General features: G+C 38.1%; 15 protein-coding genes and 1 tRNA gene. 5 read left to right on the top strand and 11 right to left on the bottom strand.

Translation table 11 applies throughout. The features are described from left to right. Positions 1 to 10 precede the first annotated feature (10 nt). Positions 11 to 1,858, top strand: a complete 1,848-nt coding sequence (locus Q0947_RS04345; RefSeq protein ID WP_299391989.1) for a PLP-dependent transferase — start codon at positions 11 to 13, stop codon at positions 1,856 to 1,858. Positions 1,859 to 2,093: 235 nt separating this feature from the next. Here Q0947_RS04345 and Q0947_RS04340 read toward each other — a convergent pair whose 3' ends face one another. Both Q0947_RS04340 and Q0947_RS04335 read right to left on the bottom strand, forming a co-directional pair. Then, on the bottom strand, positions 2,094 to 2,696 hold the full coding sequence (locus tag Q0947_RS04340; protein ID WP_299391985.1) for a DUF2179 domain-containing protein: 603 nt from the start codon (positions 2,694 to 2,696) through the stop codon (positions 2,094 to 2,096). 1,507 nt (positions 2,697 to 4,203) lie between these two features. Further along, a tRNA-Ser gene (locus tag Q0947_RS04335) sits at positions 4,204 to 4,288 on the bottom strand. Positions 4,289 to 4,466: 178 nt separating this feature from the next. On the opposite strand from Q0947_RS04335, the gene Q0947_RS04330 reads away from it, so the two are divergent. Both Q0947_RS04330 and Q0947_RS04325 read left to right on the top strand, forming a co-directional pair. Beyond that, positions 4,467 to 5,096, top strand: a complete 630-nt coding sequence (locus Q0947_RS04330; RefSeq protein WP_299391980.1) for an NAD(P)H-dependent oxidoreductase — start codon at positions 4,467 to 4,469, stop codon at positions 5,094 to 5,096. A 64-nt stretch (positions 5,097 to 5,160) separates the two neighbouring features. Then, on the top strand, positions 5,161 to 6,354 hold the full coding sequence (locus Q0947_RS04325; RefSeq protein WP_299391975.1) for a DegT/DnrJ/EryC1/StrS family aminotransferase: 1,194 nt from the start codon (positions 5,161 to 5,163) through the stop codon (positions 6,352 to 6,354). Between the two features lie 226 nt (positions 6,355 to 6,580). On the opposite strand, the gene ribB is transcribed toward Q0947_RS04325, so the two are convergent. The 7 genes from ribB to pheT all read right to left on the bottom strand — a co-directional run bounded on the left by ribB (position 6,581) and on the right by pheT (position 16,507). Then, positions 6,581 to 7,729 (bottom strand): 3,4-dihydroxy-2-butanone-4-phosphate synthase, encoded by a 1,149-nt coding sequence (gene ribB / locus Q0947_RS04320; protein ID WP_299391970.1) that lies wholly within the window; start codon positions 7,727 to 7,729, stop codon positions 6,581 to 6,583. A 31-nt stretch (positions 7,730 to 7,760) separates the two neighbouring features. Further along, a complete protein-coding gene (locus tag Q0947_RS04315; RefSeq protein WP_299391966.1) occupies positions 7,761 to 9,809 on the bottom strand; it encodes an LptF/LptG family permease in 2,049 nt (682 codons plus the stop codon). A 16-nt stretch (positions 9,810 to 9,825) separates the two neighbouring features. After that, positions 9,826 to 10,467 (bottom strand): outer membrane lipoprotein carrier protein LolA, encoded by a 642-nt coding sequence (locus Q0947_RS04310; RefSeq protein ID WP_299391961.1) that lies wholly within the window; start codon positions 10,465 to 10,467, stop codon positions 9,826 to 9,828. A gap of 51 nt (positions 10,468 to 10,518) precedes the next feature. Next, positions 10,519 to 12,936: a DNA translocase FtsK gene (locus Q0947_RS04305; RefSeq protein ID WP_299391960.1), complete on the bottom strand. Its 2,418-nt coding sequence runs from the start codon at positions 12,934 to 12,936 to the stop codon at positions 10,519 to 10,521. 126 nt (positions 12,937 to 13,062) lie between these two features. Beyond that, positions 13,063 to 13,434, bottom strand: coding sequence for a diacylglycerol kinase family protein (locus Q0947_RS04300; protein WP_299391957.1), 372 nt, complete (start codon positions 13,432 to 13,434; stop codon positions 13,063 to 13,065). Positions 13,435 to 13,443: 9 nt separating this feature from the next. Further along, a complete protein-coding gene (gene tpx, locus Q0947_RS04295; protein ID WP_299391952.1) occupies positions 13,444 to 13,944 on the bottom strand; it encodes a thiol peroxidase in 501 nt (166 codons plus the stop codon). Positions 13,945 to 14,080: 136 nt separating this feature from the next. Then, positions 14,081 to 16,507, bottom strand: coding sequence for a phenylalanine--tRNA ligase subunit beta (pheT, locus tag Q0947_RS04290; RefSeq protein WP_299391948.1), 2,427 nt, complete (start codon positions 16,505 to 16,507; stop codon positions 14,081 to 14,083). Positions 16,508 to 16,705: 198 nt separating this feature from the next. Here pheT and Q0947_RS04285 point away from each other — a divergent pair, with 198 nt between their 5' ends. Then, the gene (locus Q0947_RS04285) at positions 16,706 to 17,917 is read left to right on the top strand and encodes a TlpA disulfide reductase family protein (RefSeq protein ID WP_299391943.1); all 1,212 of its coding nucleotides are present in this window, start codon (positions 16,706 to 16,708) and stop codon (positions 17,915 to 17,917) included. Between the two features lie 35 nt (positions 17,918 to 17,952). On the opposite strand, the gene Q0947_RS04280 is transcribed toward Q0947_RS04285, so the two are convergent. Next, positions 17,953 to 18,534, bottom strand: a complete 582-nt coding sequence (locus tag Q0947_RS04280; RefSeq protein WP_299391938.1) for a tRNA-(ms[2]io[6]A)-hydroxylase — start codon at positions 18,532 to 18,534, stop codon at positions 17,953 to 17,955. 195 nt (positions 18,535 to 18,729) lie between these two features. Next, entirely contained in the window at positions 18,730 to 20,832 is a 2,103-nt protein-coding gene (gene recG / locus Q0947_RS04275) for an ATP-dependent DNA helicase RecG (RefSeq protein WP_299391933.1), read from the bottom strand. Positions 20,833 to 21,035: 203 nt separating this feature from the next. Between recG and Q0947_RS04270 the strand changes: the two genes are divergently transcribed. Continuing rightward, complete coding sequence (locus Q0947_RS04270) at positions 21,036 to 23,036, top strand: M1 family metallopeptidase (RefSeq protein WP_299391928.1); 2,001 nt, start codon at positions 21,036 to 21,038, stop codon at positions 23,034 to 23,036. Positions 23,037 to 23,050: the final 14 nt, after the last annotated feature.

Here is a 23,050-nt window from a genome sequence, read left to right as displayed (position 1 = left end):
GCGGATACTTATGAAAGCAACTGAAATGCTACACTATATAAAGGAGGTTATAGAACATATGCCTTCTGATTGGCTGACATTAACGACACACCGGTTAGATATTTACAATGAAGACTTAGCCAAAACGGAATTTTTAAAGGAATTTGAAAACTTATTTAACCACAATAACTCTCAAACTTCTGCATTAAGCCAACTCCCAACAGCATATGATTATATTCGATTGGGACACCCGTTATCCTGTATTTTGGAGTGGGGGATTGCTAATTTGGATGGGATCGAGGCAAAAAATGTGACCACGTTTTCTTCTCAGACAATGCCTGTGCTAGCCATCTTAAGAACGAATGCATTAGACGGTAAAAGCACCAGAATTTTATATACTGACGCTTTACCACAGGCCTTGGATCTTGATCTTTTGAAATCTGTGTATGGCTACAATTTTCATGTAGAAAGAGTTGATGACGTTGCATCTGTAGATAGTTTTGATGGTAGCACAATTTTTATAGCACAGTACGATAAACTCGGCGTTTTGGCACATTCAGAAGCTATTGACTTTTACATAAGTCTTTATGCTCAACTTGGCAGTATATTGATGGTTAATGGCAGTCAGAATGACAAATATGTTTCAGATATCCAACATGTCAGAAGACGAGAGTCCATTGCCATGACGCCATATAACTGTCTGACAGCATTGAAATTATTCGTTGAGACATCGGAAATGAAAGATGCTCCCGAGCTTCATTTACAGACTAACAAGGCTTTGGTTTTAGAGACGATTAAAGAAGTCACTAATTCACCAACTACCGCTTTGGTAGCATCTAGCGGACTATCGATGCAATATGCAATAATGATGGGTCTCGTCCACGATGCAATGGAGCATCATAAAGGAAAAGCCATTAAGTTTATCGTCCCGCCAAACTGTTATGGCGGTACCAATGATCAGGCTAGACGTGTGGCAGAAGTTCTTGATATTGTAGAGGTGGTAGATTTACCCGTGGATGGCACTAATGATATGGTAAGCAGTATTGAAACCATATTGACTAAGGTTGCTAAGGAAGATGCTGTGCCCTATATCATTGCTGAGATTCCGACCAATCCTAGGGTTGAAGTTCCAAACCTGGAAGCTTTGCAAGCTGCTTTAAGTAAAGTCCGACATACGGCTTCCGGAACTGTAGCAATAGATCCGGTATTTGTCTTGGATCAAACATTTTGCCCTAATATCCATTTTTTAGGTGAAGGTGATATTCTTTCCGAAGTGAGAGCGCTCTCTTATGCGAGTGGTTCTAAATTCCCGAGCGGTGGAAAATGTACTGCTGGCTATTGTGTAGGAAATCAAAAAACTCAAGGGTTGATGGACAAAATAGCAACTCATTTGACGCTTTGTGATAACGAAGCGACACCATTACAATATAAAATCTTAGCAGCAAAGTTGCCATCAATGAATCAACGCATCAAGGATGCTTATGACCATACGCGTGAGTTTGTACACTTTATTAATGAGGTGTTGCCAGAAGCGAAAATTAATTTTGTTTCAGACGACTTAGCATCTCAAGGGTTTACGCCATCAGTGTTTTCACTAGGGCTTCCTACTAAAGGAGCTACAGATGAAGAGCGAGAAGACTACAAACGCGCATTGAACCTGAAATTGATTAATTTAATGATTACAGAAATTCCTGATGAAAGTAAATTTTGTGTGAGTTATGGGCAATTACAAGGAAGTTACTGGACCATACCAGCCACCTCTACACAGGGCACTACTAAAGAAGGGGATAAAGATTATATCGTCCGTGTGTCCTTGTCGCCACAATTGAATTTAGAACGTCATAAGAAGGTGTTCTTGGAGTTTGTTGACGGAATATAAAATATACAATTTATACTGGGACAATGTTTTTTATAAACAAATTCAGCAATTAAACTTGCTTTTATAGATGGCATACTTCGCATGGCAAGGGATTTAATTCACAACCCTATTGTTTTTGTAGTCAGTAAGCTAATTTCAAAAAAGACGTAGTACTCTAATGTCATAAAAAACATCATAAGCGAGGGCTAAATTCTGCTATTTGAAACGCTCATGTCTTAAGCAGTTTTACTTCTAGCTATTTTCGTTTCAATTGTAGGCCCCATAAACCTATTTGCCTTGGACTGTCATCGATGAGGTTGACTTCATTTACCATTTTAACGCCTTCAATGGTGTAGAATGCACTTGGGTGATAGGTGTTAATAGCGTCTGTTAAGTGTTTTAAATTTTCTCTTTTTAATACCAGGAATACCACGTTAACTTTTCCGTTTCTGCCTTCCGCATCCAATATGGAATAACGGTAATTGTTATCATGCAAGAAGGTTATAAATTCATGTACAGGTTCTTTGGTGATTAACCTTAATACCACACGGCCAATGGCCAGTTTCTCTTCAATGTACATCCCCACAAAAGTTCCAACAGCAAAGCCACTCGCATAAGCCACGTAGGAGAACACATTATCTATATTGCTAATAATCTGCCCTATGGCCAACAACCAGATTAATGCTTCAAAGAACCCTAAAAAAGGCGCAATGTTCCTTTTGCCACTCATCACAAATAAGATTCTGATGGTAGAGATGGAAACATCACAAATTCTAGCTAAAAATATTAATAGCGGAATAATGACGTAGTTTAATATATTCTCACTCACGCCGAAATTTTCATAAAAAAACTGTTCCATAATATCTAAATGCTAATCAATGTTGAATCCGACCCTTTAAGACTAGAGTTGTTATAATTGATGCAAAGGTAATTATATCTTTAATGAAAATATTTAGTTGTTGCCCAATCTTTTGCTTTTGATGTGGTTTTGTTAAGATGCTGTATGATAGCGATGTCGAGTGTGGTTTGTAATTTATTTGTAGCTACTAAACTGACCGTATCCATTTCATTTAATGATCAACATTTTTAGAATTATAAAATTTGCAGCAGATTTATTAGAATTGTTCTTGATGACTAAAGGTTTAGGTGTGGTATGGAAAACAAAAACCTGCAACTTTCGTTACAGGTTTCTATTTGCGGAGCAAGAGGATTAATAAATTGATCCCAAAAGGAAATCCTGAGCAAGCATAGAAACCCACGCATCGTCAAAAAAGACGATGCTGTTTTTTTATTGCGGATAAAGAGGGATGAATTCCAAAAGTTGGGGGATTTATATGCTCTCTCATTCCATTCCAATTTGTCATTCCGACGTTAGGAGGAATCCCATTACAGTGGAGGCCCTATGGTAAAAAGATGATGTGATGTCTCATTACATTCGACATGACAAAAATGTGAATGACGTTCATTATCAATCTTGTGGTTTTGTTATTACTGTGTTCAGGAGGTATCCCATATCAGCACCGTTCCGCAGAAAGAGGATTAATAAATTGATCCCAAAAGGAAATCCTGAGCAAGCATAGAAACCCACGCATCGTCAAAAAAGACGATGCTGTTTTTTTATTGGGGATAAAGAGGGATGAATTCCAAAAAGTTGGGGGATTTATATGCTCTCTCATTCCATTCCAATTTGTCATTCCGACGTTAGGAGGAATCCCATTACAGTGGAGGCCCTATGGTAAAAAGATGATGTGATGTCTCATTACATTCGACATGACAAAAATGTGAATGACGTTCATTATCAACCTTGTGGTTTTGTTATTACTGCGTTCAGGAGTTATCCCATGTCAGCACCGTTCCGCAGAAAGAGGATTGATAAATTGATCCCAGAAAAAGTCCTGAGCAAGCAGAGAAACCCTCGCATCGTCAAAAAAAGACGATGCTATTTTTTTATTGCGGATAAAGAGGGATGAATTCCATAAAGTTGGGGGATTTATATGCTCTCTCATTCCATTCCAATTTGTCATTCCGACTTTAGGAGGAATCCCATTACAGTGGAGGCTCTATGGTAAAAAGATGATGTGATGTCTCATTACATTCGACATGACAAAAATGTGAATGACGTTCATTATCAATCTTTTGGGTTTGATATTACTGCGTTCAGGAGGTATCCCATATCAGCACCGTTCCGCAGAAAGAGGATTAATAAATTGAACCCAAAAGGAAATCCTGAGCAAGCATAGAAACCCTCGCATCGTCAAAAAAGACGATGCTATTTTTTTATTTATAGCCACTCCTTCAAGCTAAAGGGGCTTGAGTCGTTGCTATAAATAAAAAACCCACGACTAAAAGTCGTGGGTTTCCTTTTGCGGAGAAAGAGGGATTCGAACCCCCGGAGGTGTGACCCTCAACAGTTTTCAAGACTGCCGCATTCGACCGCTCTGCCATTTCTCCGAGTGTCTCATCAGGTATGCCCTGAATGCGGGTGCAAATATAGAACCCTTTTTTTATTCTTTCAAATAAAATCACAATTTTTTAATCAAATAAATTTCACCATAGAATTTAATGATCAAAATGGACTATAATTGTAAAGCACATCCCTTATTTTTGTCTTAATTTGAAATGATTACCAATGGATATAATAGAACGTTTACAGTGGCGCTATGCAACTAAAAAATTTGACCCTACCAAACTTCTGACCAAACAGAAGTTGCATACCCTTAAACAGGCTTTTAACCTAACCGCGACCTCTTTTGGGTTGCAAACCATTTCAATGCTCATCGTTTCGAACGAAGCATTGCGCACTAAATTGTTGCCGGCGGCTTATGGCCAGCGTCAAATTGTTGAGGCGTCGCATTTATTGGTGCTGTGTATCAAAGACCATATTAACACGGATGATGTGGATGATTTGTTTAATAATGTAAGTGAGCTGAGGAATACACCTGAAACCATCTTAGAGCCTTATAGGAACGACTTAAAATCGATGATGACCAACATGACTCAGGAGCAACAGCAGGAGTGGTCCATTAAACAGGCTTATATTGCGCTTGGGAATTTAATGACTGTTTGTGCTGTAGAACATATCGATTCCTGTCCGATGGAAGGTTTTGATCGCGCGCAATTTGATGCGATATTGCAACTTGAGGAAAAAGAACTAAAATCTGTTTTATTATTGCCAGTAGGGTATAGGGCTGCTGATGATATGTTTTCTGGTTTCAAAAAAGTTAGGAAAAAACTGAATGATGCAGTGTTGGAACTATAGTTCCTAAAACTTAAAGACAGAGTTAAGATTACTAAATTTGATTTAATTATAATATTTGATTGCTATGCCAGGATTTGAATTATTTGGAAGTGCTGAACGTAAAGAAGTAAATGATGTTTTAGAAAGTGGTGTGCTGATGCGCTACGGCTTTGACGGCATGCGTAACGGACATTGGAAGGCCAAGCAACTGGAAGCGGAATTGCAATCAACATTTAAAACCGAATATGTCCAATTGGTATCTAGTGGTACAGCAGCAGTTTCTGTCGCGCTTGCAGCCTCAGGTATTGGTGCAGGTGACGAGGTGATTATGCCGTCGTTCACGTTTGTGGCGAGTTTTGAAGCTATTTTAATGGTAGGAGCGATACCGGTGTTGGTTGATATTGATGATACCTTAGCGCTCGATCCAAAGGCTGTTAAAAATGCCATTACGTCCAAAACCAAAGCCATTATGGTGGTTCAGATGTGTGGTAGTATGGGCGACATGGATGCTTTGCAAAAAATCAGTTCGGAACATGATTTAATTCTAATTGAGGACGCTTGTCAGGCCATTGGTGCTACTTATAAAGGAAAGGCACTTGGTACGATTGGCCATTTAGGGTGTTTTTCATTCGATTTTGTTAAAACCATTACAAGTGGAGAGGGCGGTGCCGTTATCACCAATAATAAGGATTACTATGTTAATGCAGACCACTATTCTGATCACGGACATGACCATGAAGGAAACGATAGAGGTGCTGAAGGGCATCCGTTTTTAGGTTATAATTTTAGGATTTCAGAACTTCATGCCGCTGTTGGGTTGGCGCAAGTAAGACGCTTACCTGACTTTTTAGCCATCCAAAAGAAAAATTATACAGTATTAAGAAATGCACTTTCGGAACTACCAGAAGTAACCTTTAGAACGGTACCTGATGGAGGTGAAGAAAGCTATGCATTTTTGAATTTTTTCCTTCCTGATTTGGAAACTGCACGTATCGCTTCTAAGAATTTAAAAGAAGGTGGGGTTGATGGTTGTTTTCATTATTTTGATAACAATTGGCACTACGTGCGCAAGTGGGACCATCTAAAAAATGTTAAAAGTTTGTTCCCAATTTCAAAAGAAATAAAGGATGGTTTGACGTATCTTGAAACCAAAACTTTCGATCAGTCGGATCACTTTATAGGGCGAAATATTTCGTGTCTCATAAAGCTGTCGTGGACGGAAGAAGAAGTGCTGCAACGCGCTCAAAAGATGGTGGAAATCATTAAATCTTCAATTTAGATAAATACAACCAAGTTGCTGATTGATAAGTATTTGATTTCAATTTTTTATTGATAATAGTTGAAGCTATTTTGCTTTTAGGTTGTGACCTTTTTTCATAACCTATCAGATAAATTATTGAAACTTATAGGGCACAATGAAGCGCTAGTTTGAACTTGCAAAATTGCAAATTCAAACTAGGAATCACTTTTATTTAATACTCGGGTAAGGTATTTTGCACTAAGAATTAGTACGTCATGTAGTCCACAATTTCCAATCCATAACCTATAATCCCAACACGTTTTGTATGTTCGCTATTGGACATTATAAGTAGTTTATGAATGTTTAAATCGTGTAGAATTTGAGCGCCAATTCCAAAATCTTTATTGTCCATGGCAATGCTCGGTGCCTTGATAACATCGGTGTGATTCTGGCCTTGTCTTAACGTTTTTAAACGGTTTAATAAGTCGGTAGATTGGTGTTGCTGATTGATGAAAAGAATGGCGCCTTTGCCTTCCTCATTAATCAACTTGAACATGTTATCCAACTTCTTATCCGCGTTATTGGTTAGTGTCCCTAAAACATCATTGTTTACCAAAGTTGAATTCACTCTGGTTAACACCGGTTCATTCGTTTTCCAAGCACCTTTGGTAAGTGCAATGTGCACCTGGCTATTGGTGGTTTGTTGGTAAGCTCTCAATCTGAATTTTCCAAAACGCGTCACAATTTCAAAATCCTCTTTCTTTTCAATTAAAGAGTCGTGTTGCATTCTATAGGCCACAAGATCTTCAATAGAGACAATCTTAAGGTCAAATTTCTCAGCAACTTTCATTAATTGTGGCAAACGTGCCATTGTACCATCTTCATTCATGATTTCCACAATCACTCCAGCAGGTTTTAAGCCCGCTAATCGTGCGAAATCTATTGCAGCTTCAGTATGTCCTGTACGTCTTAAAACACCGCCTTGTTTTGCTACCAGTGGAAAGATATGGCCAGGGCGACCTAAATCGTGAGGTTTGGTATCTGAATCAATAAGTGCTTTCACTGTTTTAGCTCTATCACTTGCTGATATTCCTGTGGTCACTCCATTTCCTCGTAAATCTACCGAAACGGTAAACGCAGTCTCCATCGGATCTGTATTGTTGTGTACCATCGGATGTAAATCCAACTCCTTACAACGCTTTTCAGTTAGGGGTGTACAAATTAATCCGCGACCATGGGTGGCCATGAAATTGATCATTTCTGGCGTTACCATTTCTGCAGCGGCTACAAAATCACCTTCATTTTCTCTATCGGCATCATCTACAACAATTATGACTTTACCCTTCTTGATATCCTCAATGGCTTCCTCAATGGTATGTAACGTTATTGGTGATGTGTATGTACTTGTAGTCATGTTTTTTTGAAATTATATGCAAAGATATGGCTTATTTTACATTTAGGATAGCGCTTCTATCTAAGTCTTCTTTGATTTTATTTTTGAGTAAAAAGTGGGACACGCCATAAAATGGAAGTCCGATGAGCATTAATAATGGGTTTAAAGGTTTGATGTTTAAGCCAAGATGTTTATAGAATGCCGTGGCTTTAATGAACGTCACAACATAATATAACGCATACACTAAAAGGGAAATGAAGCCTAAATCTTTAGCCGAATTCGCTATTTCAGGAAGTCCATTATTTTTAAGAATAAAGTGTACAACAATCAATGCGATTCCTGTACAATAGAAAGTAACCGCAAACTTAGAATACCCTATAGTGTCTGTCGCTTTTTTTTGGGAGTTGATAAAGGTGTCGTTGATATCGATACCCTGCTTTTGAAGGTCTTCAATACTTTGATTGCGCTTTAATAATTGATTTAAGGCGAATGGTTTTACGCTTTTATCAAAATCCAATGCATCGTGATTCTTGATGATGTCGATTAACTTTTCATTGTTATAACCATCCAGAAAACTATATTGCACCAATTCGCCATCAACCATAACGGAGTTTTTAGGACGTAGATTTAAGAAGTTCTTAATCGGATTGAGATAACTGTCAAAATCGAACAGACCTTTATCGTTAGTGGCACGTGTGGTAAGGTAAACGCCGAGCGGCAGCATAATTAATGTGGAAAGCCAAGTGGCTAATATCGGATTCAAAGTTCCGTCCTCAGCACTGTTTTTGGCAAATATCCCTATAAAATGATAGGTAAGGAATAGGAGGATGGCAATAACCAATGGCAATCCGATTCCGCCTTTGCGTATTAATGCGCCCAAGGGTGCACCCACAAAGAACAATATAAAACAAGCAAAACCTAACACATACTTTTCATGTAATGCGATAAGGTGTTTGTTCAAGTTCTTTTCTGAAACCTCTAAAAATTGCTTTTTGGTGTCAATAATTTGGGAAGTACTATTAACAGTATTCAAAGCCAAATTTATTAATTGCAGCTTGGTCTTAGTGTCATAAAGATCAGTGACGTTACCTTCAAAAGGAACTACTTTAGTTGGAGTTGTGTCCTTGTTCGAAATACTGTCTGATTCTGGGACGGTTTCTGGAATTATCTTTCTATCAGGAAGTAGGTTGGAATTAATCGTGCTGATAGAAGTTCTGGTATACAACGTCTGTGCGAAGTTTTTATATTCAACAGATTTGTTATTATACAAACTATCTATGGTGTAATTAAGTCCGCTAACATCCAACATATTATATCGGGTGGTATAGGTTTTCTCATCTAAATCCACATCATTTAAAGCTTCAAGATCTACATTCATCGTGTAGGTCTCAAAATAGCTCTTGGCATGTGGTTTTTTCTCAATTTCCTTAGGCTTCTTACTGTAGATTTCCTCGTAATAGTTCCCGTTAAACAATACTAATTGAAGAATATTGGAAGTTGGACTACTTTTCAATTCGCCAGAGTCAGCAATAATGACCGTGTAATTTCCTGGTCTGTTACTTTTGGCTTGGTGCATAATCACTTTAGATAAAAACTGCCCGCGGTCGCCACTTTTTTTATCCACCTTAATATTGAAATCGCCAAGTTCATTAAACTGACCTTCGGCAATGGCCATTTGAGGTTTTACCTTAGCAATGTTTTTTCGCAGATTATAGGCATTGAATTCTGCCCACGGAATAACATTATTAGCAAATAAAAAGGTTGTTACGGAAAGTAAAACAATAAAGATACTGAGGCCTCTCATGGCGCGTTGCAATGAAATCCCAGTCGATTTCATAGCGGCAAACTCATAGTTTTCAGCAAAACTGCCGAATACCATAATGGAAACCAATAAGATGGTCAGTGGTAAGATTAATGGGATTAGGGTAGGTGTAATGTAGAGGAGGAATTTGAAGATGACATCTATGTCCAAATCTTTTCCTGCCAATTCTGAAATATAAAGCCAAACAGCTTGTAAAACAAAAATGAGCATGAGTATAATAAACACGCTCAAAAATGTTTTCAAGTAGGTCTTAAGTATATACCTATCCAGTATTTTCATAAAGTGTACGCCTTATCTAGTCGAGCTTATTGATATAATAGCCCTTGTACTTATTGGCGTCAAAAGTAAATAAGGTTTTTGAAATAGGCTCATTAGTTTTAAAACTATTTACAGTTAAAGTAGTTTGTGTGCCGTTTTTGCCTACTTCTATCAAATTATAAATGTGTTTTGTCTGTGCATCAATCCCCAATAACACGTGCTTAATTTCAGATTTTGTATCTATTGGTGTCAATTTTACATACTGAATTTTACGGCCATTTACATTTTGAACAATGTCCATCGCGTAGTTGTAGCCTTCTTTATAAAAGGATAGCATTTTGCTAGGTGTAATGGTGTTCTCGTCTTCTGTGTTGTTCTTCGAAATAGTCACCTCTTCATCCTCAGGATTGACGGTGTAAAGTGTTTTTCCATCATAAATACGTGTCACACCAAGGATATTCAATAAATACTTGTCTCCTTCAATGACCACGTCACCACGGGTTTCTTGATTGATATTCTCGCTCGTATTTTTAAGAACATATTTAAAATCAATTCCGATGTTCTGGTAGCCTTTAACTTTAGCATTCACTTCATTCAACAAGACTTTTGCTTTTGCTGCGTCTTGAGCGTAGGTTGAAAATGTTAATAAGGCAATCGCTAATACAAATAGTTTTTTCATTATTCTGTTTTTTAAAATCCTTTATCTGATTTAATGCTGTTATGAAACGTATTATTGAATTTCATTGGCCAATAGTTGATCTAAAGCTACCAAATCTGGAACCAACACTTGTCGTGCCTTACTGCCTTCAAATTGTCCAACAATTCCGGCAGCTTCCAATTGGTCAATCAATCGACCCGCTCTATTGTACCCTAATTTCAATTTACGTTGCAATAAAGAAGCCGATCCTTGCTGTGCTGTTACGATAACTTCAGCGGCTTCTCTAAACAGTTTATCTCTGTCGGATATGTCTACATCAAGACTTGTGCCATTCTCTTCACCAACATATTCTGGGAGCAAATAAGCGTCTGGATAAGCTTTCTGATTTCCGATATATTCTGTGATTATTTCCACTTCTGGGGTATCAACAAATGCACACTGAATACGAGTCAATTCGTTTCCTTGTGTAAATAACATATCTCCACGACCAATTAATTGATCCGCACCAGAATTATCTAAAATAGTTCTTGAATCGATTTTTGATGTCACCCTAAATGCAAGTCGTGCAGGGAAATTCGCTTTAATAATTCCCGTAATAACGTTTACAGATGGTCTTTGGGTGGCAATAATTAAGTGAATACCAATAGCACGTGCTAATTGCGCCAAACGAGCGATAGGCGTTTCAACTTCTTTCCCCGCCGTCATAATCAAATCAGCAAACTCGTCCACAACAAGTACGATATATGGTAAAAATTGATGCCCTTCTTCAGGATTGAGTTTACGTGCTCTAAATTTATCGTTGTACTCTTTAATGTTACGGCACATGGCATTTTTCAACATCTCATACCTGTTATCCATCTCAATACACAACGAATTCAACGTATTGATCACCTTAGTGTTGTCAGTGATAATTGCATCCTCACTATCTGGTAATTTTGCTAAATAATGGCGCTCAATTTTATTGAATAAAGTAAGCTCCACTTTTTTAGGATCGACCAAAACAAACTTCACTTCTGCAGGATGTTTTTTGTAAAGTAGCGACGTTAATACGGCATTTAAACCTACAGATTTACCTTGACCAGTTGCTCCAGCCATCAATAAATGCGGCATTTTTGCTAAATCGACCACAAAAGTTTCATTGCTAATGGTTTTCCCAAAAGCAATTGGCAATTCCATCTCTGATTTCTGGAATTTTTGTGAGGCGATAACCGAGCGCATCGAAACGATGGTCGAGTTTTTATTAGGGACTTCAATACCAATAGTTCCTTTTCCCGGAATTGGCGCAATAATACGAATCCCCAAAGCGGCTAATGATAAAGCAATATCGTCTTCTAAATTCTTGATTTTTGAGATGCGGACACCAGCATTAGGAACAATCTCATATAAGGTGACTGTTGGGCCAATAGTCGCTTTAATGCTGCTGATACCAATATTGTAATTGTTAAGCGTTTCAACAATTCGATTTTTATTTTCCTCAAGCTCATCTTGATCGATGGTGATGCCTTCAGAATCATATTTTTTAAGGAGATCTAAAGGAGGGAATTGATATTTACTCAATTCAAGCGTCGGATCAAATTTCCCGAAATCGGCCACCAATCTATCGGAAAGATTATCGCTTTCAGAAGCTTCTTCAGCAACATGCTCAACTTCCATAGCCACTTCTTCAATTTCAACAGGCTCTTTTTTGGCTTGCGGAACTTCTATATTAAGACTTGGTACGGTTACAGGAGCTTCAGGTTGCGGCTTGGGCTTAACGGGTTCAACGTATTCCTTTTGTTTTGCTGGTTTTAAATCGAAAGCGGCCTTGATATCTTCTGCTTCTGCAGTTAAATCATTATCTAGAGCGGTATAGGATTCTTTAGATGGTGAATCCGTGTCATAATCCGATGCAATGTCTTTTTTGGCCGATTTGAAAAAATTGACAATCGCTTCGCCCGTCAATTTGAATTTAACAGCAGCGTAAATGATCAATCCGAAAAAGAGTAGGAGGGCGGTGCCTATAATCCCAATATAATCTTGAATAAAGGAATTCATTTCAAAGCCAATCGTACCGCCAAGTGCGTCGTATTTGTGAGCAAAGAAACCGAAGAAAATGGACATCCAAATGGCACTTAATGTTCCCCAAATCCAATTGCTTCTTAGTTTTGCTTTATTGATATCTAAAGTGACATAAATTCCCGAAAGAAATACGAGTCCAGCAAATATAAAGGACCCTACACCGAAGCCTTTCATAATGAAAAAGTCGCTTACCCAAGCGCCTAATTTATTAAGCCAGTTCTCGGCAACAACCTCGCGCGTACCAATTTCTGTAAGTGTACTTTGATCTGCTTTTCCAGTGAAGAAAAATGATAGGAAGGCAATAGAAAGCAAAATGCCAAGAATCATTAACAAGCTACCAAAAATGAGTTTTTGTTGACTTGTAAGTTTGAAGCTTGGTTTTTTAGTTTTGGTTGTAGTGCTGCTTTTAGTCTTGGTTTTCTTCTTCGCCATAGTGCCTTTCCGTGACCACGGAAATCTATTAATTTTTAATTTTACTAGTAAAAAACGTTAGGATGCTTTGTTTGCCTAAGGAAACAAAAATACAAATTACTAACGTTAATCCTAACGGAAATAGTATTAAAAAAGCTTCGGATAATAAATGATGGCAGCCACGATTATCGCTGCTATTGAAGCTATAAATACAGCTCCAGCAGCAACATCTTTTATACGTCCAATACTGGCATGAAGTTCTGGGTGGATAAAGTCGGCAATGTATTCAATAGACGTGTTGACACCTTCAATACTCATGACCAATCCAATCATTGTGACTTGAAATAGCCATTCCGTTTTGGATATGTCAAAGTAAAATCCTGCAATTGTGACAGCAATGGCAATGAAAAATTGAATTTGAATGCTCGATTCAGTCCGCAGTAAAATCCATGCGCCTTTAAATGCCCAACCCACACTTTTTAAGCGATTGACCAGAAAGGAATCTTTTTTATCGGACATAAGTTAAAACTAAGAAAGCGAATTTATGGCAGCTTCATAATCAGGCTCTTCTGTAGTTTCGTCAACCTGTTCAGTATAAATTACTTCGGCATCCTCATTAAGAACAACAACACATCTTGAATGTAAGCCTTCTAAAGGACCATCAACAAATGTTAAGCCATAGGATTTTCCGAAATTACCATCTCTAAAATCAGAAAGACTTTCCACATTTTCTAAACCTTCTGCAGCACAAAAACGTGAGTGTGCGAATGGTAAATCTTTAGAAATGCAAAGTACTTTGGTATTAGGAAGTTCGCTAGCTTTTCTGTTAAATGTTCTTACAGATTGCGCACAAGTTCCTGTGTCGATACTTGGGAATATGTTGAGAACTACTTTATGTCCTAAATAGTTATTTAGTGATTTTGAAGTTAAATCAGAAGCTACTAATTTGAAATTAGGAGCGTTAGCACCTATTTTTGGAAGTTCTCCAGAGGTAGTTATCGGTTTGCCTTTAAGTGTTACAGTAGCCATAGTTAATCGTGTTTGGTTTAAATGTTAAAATTAAGAATAATTTGAATGTGTACTACCAATTAAAACATAATATTAACAATTGTAAAGACCGAAAATGATCTCGATCTTTTGCTTTAAAAAGCCTTTGTTTAGTAATCTATCTTAGCTCCGCACCAAGTTGTTCTTCAAAATTGGATTGTAGCTTGCTCATAATTTTGTCTACTTGCTTGTCAGTTAGTGTGCTGTGTTCATCTTGAAATTTAAAACTCACCGCATAACTTTTTTTGCCTTCTGGAAGGTTTTTACCTTGATACACATCAAATAAATCCACCTCTTTTAATAAGCGTTTTTCAGTTTGGTTAGCGATGGTGTCAATTTCTTCAAAAGTGATGCCTTCGTTAAGCAATAGTGCGAAATCACGACGGATTGATGGGTATTTTGGAAGCTCTTTAAAACTCACACTGTTGTGTTTTGCCATGTCGATTACATGATCCCAATGGAAATCAGCAAATAAAACATCTTGTGAAATATCAAAGTGTTTCATTATTTTTTTATTGATCAACCCAAACTCCACTAAGGTCTTTTTTCCTAATGTTAGGCTAATCCCTTCGCTAAACACATCATTTTGGATAGGTGCAGTCTTCACTTTATTCAAACCTAAACGCTCTAAAATTGCTGTAATAAGACCTTTTAAATAGAAAAAGTCGCTAGGTTGTTCAGGAGAATTCCAACGTTCAGCATTTTTGTTTCCTGTTAAAAACAAAGTCAGATGCTTGTTTTCAACACGGTTGTCAGGATAGCTATGGTACGTTTTACCGAATTCAAATAATTTAAGGTCTGAACGTCTTCTGTTGACATTTCGGCTTACTGCTTCTAATCCTGAGAACAACAAACTCTGACGCATCACGCTTAAATCATTGCTCAACGGATTAAGCATCTCCACATTATGTTCTTCCTTTAAACTGTCTGTTAATTTTACATAATCAGGAGTGGTTAAGGAATTGGATAAGATTTCATAAAATCCTTGGGATACCAATTGATTTCCAACCACATTTTGAAGTTTGAAATCCTCAAATTTAGAGGTGTTGGAAATGGAAGCGTTGAGTTTTTCTGTGGTATTGACATTGTTATACCCGTAAACTCTCAAGATTTCCTCAATTATATCAGCTTCACGCACCACATCATTACGGTAGGCAGGAACTGTAAGTCCTAATCCGGTTTCCGTAACATTGTTGATTTTGATATCTAAGGACATCAAAATTCTTTTGATAATATCTTTAGGGATTTCCTCACCAATCAATTTCTGTGCGTTCTCAAAAGTTAAACGCACCTGAAAATCCTCAATTTTCTTAGGATAAAAGTCCACCAAGTTGCTGGTAACATGACCGCCTGCAACTTCCTGTATCAATAAGGCTGCACGTTTTAGTGCGTATTCTGTAATGTTTGGGTCAATACCTCTCTCAAATCTAAAAGATGCATCGGTATTTAAGCCGTGTCTTTTAGCCGATTTTCTAATGCTCACCGGATTAAAATAAGCACTTTCTAAGAAAATACTGGTGGTATGTTCAGTAACACCTGAAATTTCGCCACCAAATACACCAGCAAGACACATTGGTTTAGAAACGTCACAAATCATTAAATCTTCCTCATGAAGCTCACGTTCAATCCCGTCTAAAGTTTTGAATTTGGTGCCTTTTGGTAATGTTTTAACGATTACTTTATGGCCTTCAATTTTATTGGCATCAAATGCGTGCAACGGTTGTCCCAATTCGTGTAACACATAATTGGTAACGTCAATAATATTGTTTTTTGGCGTTAGGCCTATTGCTTTAAGTCTGTTTTGAAGCCATGCCGGCGATTCGCTTACTTTAACGTCCGAAATGGTAAGTCCGCAGTAGCGTGGCGCCAATTCTTTGTTTTCAACTTCAACATCAACTTTTAATATATTGTTATCTACACGAAAAGCGCTTACTGATGGTGTAATCAACTCCACGTGAATGTCTTTTTGCAACAATCCAGCCTTAAGATCTCTTGCGGTTCCAAAATGACTCATGGCGTCAGCTCTGTTTGGAGTTAAGCCAATTTCGAAAACTTGGTCATTTTCTACTTCGTAAAGGTCCGCCAATAAAGTGCCTACAGCAACATCATCATTTAAAACCAAGATGCCATCGTGAGATTTGCCAAGACCTAATTCGTCTTCTGCGCAAATCATTCCGTGACTTTCTTCGCCTCTGATTTTTCCTTTTTTAATGGTCCAGGCTTCACCTTTATCTGTGTAAAGTGTTGCCCCAATAGTGGCTACAGGTACCTTTTGACCGGCCGCAACATTTGGAGCGCCACATACAATTTGTAAAGGTGCTTCGGTACCAATGTTTACCGTGGTAATTTTAAGACGGTCCGCATTAGGGTGTTGGATGCACGTCAATACTTCGCCCACAACAATGCCCTCTAATCCGCCTTTTACAGATTGAAAAGTTTGGATGCCTTCAACTTCAAGGCCTAAATCTGTTAGGAGTTCCCCCGTTTCTTCAGGAGTCCAATTAATATTGACAAATTGCTTTAACCAATTGTAGGAAATTTTCATTTTTTAATTGTTATGCTTAAGGTAGTTACGGTTAATTCAAATTTTCGCAAACAGAATAATATAAATGGCCTGGTGTTGCGTCTTGTTTTAAATTTGGCGTAAAGATAATAATAGTATATAGTTATGGAAATTGTAAATTATATTATTTTTAGGTTTTTCTAGTTAAATTGGTCCCTCAACATTAGTCCCAAATTCTATATGAAGTACTTTCTAATCATTTTATCTGCATTCACTATGATGTCTTGTAATAAAGATTTTTCAAAAAAAATCCCGCAGGGGCATTGGCTAGGTCAGTTGCAGGTAAATGAGAACTTAAAATTGCCCTTTAATTTTGAGGTGACTTCAGATCGTAGTTTGAAAATCACAAATGCCGACGAAGTCATTTTGGTGGATGATATCACTTATAAAAATGATTCAATTTTCATTAAAATGCCTGTTTTTGACGGTTATTTCGCGGTAAAGTTTACGGATGAAGGTATGGCAGGTCGTTTTATTGATAATACTATGAATAAAAACATTCCTTTTGAAGCTTTACCTAACTCAAAAAAGCGGTTTGTTACTGAAAGAAAGCCATCTGCAGACGTTTCGGGGAATTGGGAAGTCTTGTTTTCTCCTAAATCAGGTGACGATAGTTTTGTAGCGAAAGGTGTTTTTCAGCAAACTGGAGAAAAAGTGACGGGAACTTTTAGAACCAAAACAGGCGATTATAGATATTTGGAGGGTGTTGTTGATGGAGATCAGTTAAAATTATCCACATTTGATGGTGCGCATGCATACTTGTTTGTGGCGACCGTTAAGGACAGCGTGATGAACGGTGTTTTTTATTCCGGAAACACGTGGGAAGCGGCAATGGATGCGAAAAGAAATGAAAACTTTAAATTACCGGATGCCAATACGATGACAACGTTCAACAGTAGTTATGAGCGTTTTGAGTTCGCTTTTCCTGATGAAAACGGTAAGGTCGTGTCTCTAAACGATGCGCGATTTAAAGATAAAGTTGTGGTGGTGCAGTTGATGGGGACGTGGTGTCCTAACTGTTTGGATGAGAGCACATATTTTTCTGAATTTTATAAGAATAATGCTGATAAAGGTGTTGAATTTGTAGCCTTAGCTTTTGAAAATGCCAAAACAGAGGCTTCAGCGTTTGCGGGCATTAAACGTTTAAAAGACAGACTAGGCATAGAGTATCCGGTGTTGTTGGCGCAGCACGGTTCTTCTGATAAGTTGGAGGCGCATAAAAAGTTGCCAATGCTGAGCGAAGTTTTGTCTTATCCTACGACTGTGTTTTTAGATAAAACAGGGGAGGTTAGAAAAATTCATACGGGTTTTAACGGTCCTGCAACCGGAGAAAAATATGTAGCGTTTAAAAAGGAATTCAGCAGCTTTATTGATATGCTTTTAGCGGAATAGTTTGTGTAATTCCGTCTTTAGTTTCGGATGGAGAATTAACCGTGAATACTTTCGCTTTTTCCGTAGCTTTTGATCAATTCGCCTTCAAATTCAACCAACTCTTTCCAGCGTTTATCCACGTTTATGTCTTTGCCGTATTTTCTTGCGTATCCGATAAATAGGGTATAGTGCCCAGCTTCGCTGACCATTAAATCGTAATAGAATTTCGAAAGTTCCGGATCTTTGATGTGTTGCGATAGCATTTTAAAGCGCTCGCAACTTCTTGCTTCAATCATTGCGGAAAACAACAGTCTGTCCACCATGCTTTGCAGGTGATTGCCGCCTTTATTCATGAATTTATACAGTTCGTTAACATAGCTATCCTTTCGCTCTCTCCCTAGAGTGTAGCCTCGTTTTTTGATGATGTCATGTACCATCTGGAAGTGTTCCAGTTCCTCTTTGGCGAGTTCCAATAAATCAGTCACCAAATCTTCATATTGCGAATTGTGCGTAATAATCGTGATGGCATTGGTAGCAGCCTTTTGCTCACACCAAGCGTGGTCCGTTAAGATTTCTTCGATATTCTCTTCAGCAATGGCAGCCCAACGCGGATCTGTTTCTAATTTAAGGTGTAACATAATGTAAAATTAAAGGGTAAGCTTTTAAAAACTAAACGCCGAAGATACTACTATTTTAATAGTTGTGGATAGTGGGCTTGATAGGAAGGATAGTGGGTTTTAAATGATTCTTATGCTTTGTAAGGGTCAATGTGGCTGCTTGGTCAGTGTTTAGATTGAACAATTATCCAAACAGGTCACCTAAATTGATACAGCTTAGGAAATATAGTTCCAGACATTCTTGTACTTGCTTAGTTGAGCGTAAGTATAACGCAAAACTTTGTTTTCTGGAAGCGATAAGGAAGGGTCTGCTTTTAAAATAGCCTTCGCATAATAGCGCGCATGCTGCAGAATATCTTTGTCCTTTATGACATCTGCAATTTTAAGGTTCAATACGCCACTTTGTTGTGTGCCCATTAAATCTCCTGGACCTCGTAAACGTAAGTCGACTTCTGCAATTTCAAACCCATCATTAGTATTGACCATGGTTTGTAGTCTGGTTTTGCTGTCTTCGCTCAATTTATGGCTCGTCATTAAAATACAGTAACTTTGTTCCGCGCCACGACCTACACGGCCTCGTAATTGGTGTAATTGCGATAATCCAAACCGTTCCGCGCTCTCAATAATCATTACCGAGGCGTTTGGAACGTTAACACCTACTTCAATCACTGTTGTGGCGACCATAATTTGGGTTTCCCTTTTAACAAAACGCTGCATCTCATAATCTTTGTCTGCAGGTTTCATTTGTCCGTGAACAATGGAGATTTGGTATTTAGGCATTGGAAATTCCCTTGAGATACTTTCATAGCCATCCATCAAGTCTTTATAATCCATTTTTTCGCTTTCTTGAATCAACGGATAGACGATATAGATCTGTCGTCCTTTCTCAATTTCATCTCGAATAAAACCGAAAACTTTCAACCGATTTTTATCGTACCTGTGGACTGTTTTTATGTCCTTTCTTCCTGGCGGTAATTCGTCAATTACGGACACATCCAAATCGCCATAAACGGACATCGCCAAGGTTCTCGGAATTGGCGTTGCGGTCATGATTAAAATGTGTGGAGGCGAGGTGTTTTTGTGCCATAATTTACTGCGCTGCGCAACGCCAAATCGGTGCTGCTCGTCGATGACCGCGAGTCCCAGATTCTTGAATTTTACCTTATCTTCAAGGAGCGCGTGTGTGCCGATTAGGATGTCTAATTCGCCATTTTCTAGCGCTTCATGAATTTTTCGTCGTTCTGAAGTATTGGTTGAGCCTGTAAGTAGTTTTATACTGATGTTCAGTTCTTTACATAGTGACGTTAATCCATGATAGTGTTGGACTGACAAAATTTCAGTCGGGGCCATTAGGCAGGCCTGAAAACCGTTGTCAAGTGCCATTAACATTGACATGAGCGCTACAATGGTCTTCCCGGAACCTACATCACCTTGCAATAGTCGGTTCATTTGTGCATTGCTTCCTAAATCGGCCCTAATTTCCTTCAAAACCCGTTTTTGGGCATTGGTCAATTCGAAGGGTAAATGCTCTTGAAAAAAGGTATTGAAATAATCGCCTACATGTTCAAAATTGAAACCCTTAATTTTGGATTTATGGATCAGATTTTTGATAATTAATTGCAGCTGGATGTAAAATAATTCTTCAAATTTAAGACGAAATTGCGCCTGCGATAATAGCTCTTGACTTTCCGGAAAATGGATGTTAAAAAGCGCTTTGCTTTTCGGAATTAATTTCAGATTTGTGAGCAGATTTTCGGATAAAGTTTCTTCAAATCGTCCATTGGATTCAAGAAATAATTGCTGCATTATTTTGTTCAAAACCCGATTCGTGACGCCTTTATTTGCAAGTTTTTCTGTGGATGGATAAATGGGCTGCATGGCAGAACGTAAGTTCTTTTCATGTTCTTCAAGCAGTTCCATTTCTGGGTGAGGCATGCTGAAAATGCCGTTAAACCAGTTTGTTTTACCGAAAATCACATACTTTTTCCCGAATTTGATACTGTCTCTAATCCATTTGTGTCCTCTGAACCAAACGAGTTCAAGAATTCCGGTATCGTCTTTAAAGGTTGCTACCAGGCGTTTTCCGCGGCCTTGACCGGCTTCTTTTAAGCTTGTGATTTCTCCAATAATTTGAACATCAGCGTTGTTACGCTGTAATTGGTTGATTTTGTAATATTGGGTTTTATCGATGTAGCGGTTTGGGAATAGGTTGATCAGGTCTTGATAAGTGTGGATGCCAAGTTCTGAACGGAGCAAATCTGCACGATTTGGTCCGACGCCCTTTAAGTAATCTATTGGTGTTTGAAGTTTGGCATTCATTGTTGCGAATTTAACTAATTCCTTTGAATGCGGAAATCCTTATGAAGGTTCAATTGCGTTTTTAATTGACTTATCTCAATGTTGTAAAATGTGCTAATCCTTGGTGAAGTCTCAATTTCTCTAAGCTTAAAGTTTGCTTGGGTGCAATGGGTTATAGCGATTTATTTTTCTTATTTTGGACTCATCTTAGTAATTACCAATCTATGCGCTGTTTTTTATCAGTTTACCTTGTTCTTTTTGCTGTGTTGGCTTCGGCTCAACAGACGGAGATTGTCGATTTTAAAGTGATTAAAGCTGATTTAGGTTTTGAGGCACCTGGCGAGGTTTCAGGCGAATATAGTGCTCGTTTTGAAATTTTAAAGGACACAGGCTCTGTCTATCTTGACGCTGTCAACATGGTTTTTAAAGATTTGAAGTTAAAGAATCTTACAAGTGATTCTCAAGTGAAAGTTGATTTTCGAAATGAAGACAATAAGTTGGTCATCTTGAGCGATTTTATTGAAAACAACAGCTATGAGTTGCATTTTGAATATTCGGCTAAGCCTAATAACGCGCTATATTTTGTAGGAAATCAAATTTGGACGCAAGGTCAAGGGAAATACACTAGTAATTGGTTGCCAAGTCTTGACGACGTAAATGATAAAATCGAATTTGATTTGTCTGTATCTTATGCTGATGGCTATGAGGTTTTGGTTAATGGAAAGCTTGTTGGCAAAGAGTCGGTTGCAGAAAATGTTACGAAATGGCATTATGATATGGAAGCGCCTATGAGTAGTTATCTTGTGGCGTTGGCTATTGGTGATTATCATAAAAAAACTGAAATTTCAGAAAGTGGCATCCCTTTAGAATATTACTATTATCCGAAAGATTCCTCTAAAACCGAGTCCACATACCGTTACAGTAAGCAAATGTTCGATTTTTTGGAAAGAGAAATTGGTGTGCCTTATCCTTGGAAAATTTATAAACAGGCGCCTGTGAAGGATTTTCTGTATTCGGGCATGGAAAACACGGCGTTGACTATTTTTTCCGACGCCTTGGTGGTTGATGCGGTTGGTTTTAACGATCGTAATTATGTTAATGTCAATGCTCATGAGCTCGCGCACCAGTGGTTTGGCAATTTTGTGACTGCCACGAGCAGTAATCATCATTGGCTCCAAGAAGGATTTGCGACCTATTACGCGCTTTTGGCAGAACGTCACGTTTTTGGTGAAGACTATTATTATTGGCGTTTGCATGAGTATGCACAACAGTTGTTGGCGCAGGAGAATGCTGGTAATAGCACCTCGTTGCTCGATCCGAAATCTAGCAGCTTAACTTTTTATCAGAAAGGCTGTTGGGCGCTGCACGTGCTGCGTGAGCAGGTAGGTGATGAAGCCTTTAAATTGGCCGTAAAGAATTATTTGGAAAACTATCAGTTTCAGAATGTTCAAACGTCTGATTTTATAAATGAAGTTGAAAAAACAAGTGGTCAGGATTTGACGGAATTTGTGAAAATATGGCTAGAGGACATCGCGCTTCCTCAAGATGCGATGGTGAAGAGTTTGAAAAAATCTGCTTTTATCCAAGAATATTTGGAGGTGAGCTGTGAGACATATCCTCTAAAATGCCCTGATTATTTGGTGTCTGATATTTCTGATAAAGCGAAAATAAAAATTCTCTTGCAGGATAGTTATGCTGTCAAGCTTGAGGATTTCAACAATAGTGTGGAAGTCAGACAAGCCATCGCTCAGAAATTAATAACCATTCCGTCAGGATTAAAGAAGTCTTATGAAAGCTTGTTGAATGATGCTTCTTATGTGACTATTGAATCGGCATTGTACAATTTATGGGTCAATTTCCCTGAAGATCGCGCTAAGTATTTACAGCAGACGAAAGATGTTTACGGATTTAGCGATTATAATGTCAAGCTGCTGTGGCTGGCTTTGCATTTAAATACCTTGGAATATCAGCCAGATAGGAAACAAGCAGTGTATGATGAGTTAAAAAGCTATACAGGTCCGCAATTTGGCTTTGAATTAAGGATGAATGCCTTTAATTATCTCAAGTTGATTAATGGCTTCGATGTGGGATCTCTGGAGAATTTATTTCAAGCCACAAAGCATCACAATTGGAGGTTTCAGCAGTTTGCAAAAAAAATGCTTGAGGAATTGGAGAGCGTGGAAGCTTATAAAAGTATTATTGAAAATATAAAGAGTTCAATTTAAAACAGGCAACAGGC

The organism is uncultured Gelidibacter sp. (genome assembly GCF_947500795.1).
Classification (GTDB): Bacteria; Bacteroidota; Bacteroidia; order Flavobacteriales; family Flavobacteriaceae; genus Gelidibacter.
The sequence above is the reverse complement of the archived record's forward strand: the minus strand, read 5'-3'. Positions and strand labels throughout refer to the sequence as shown.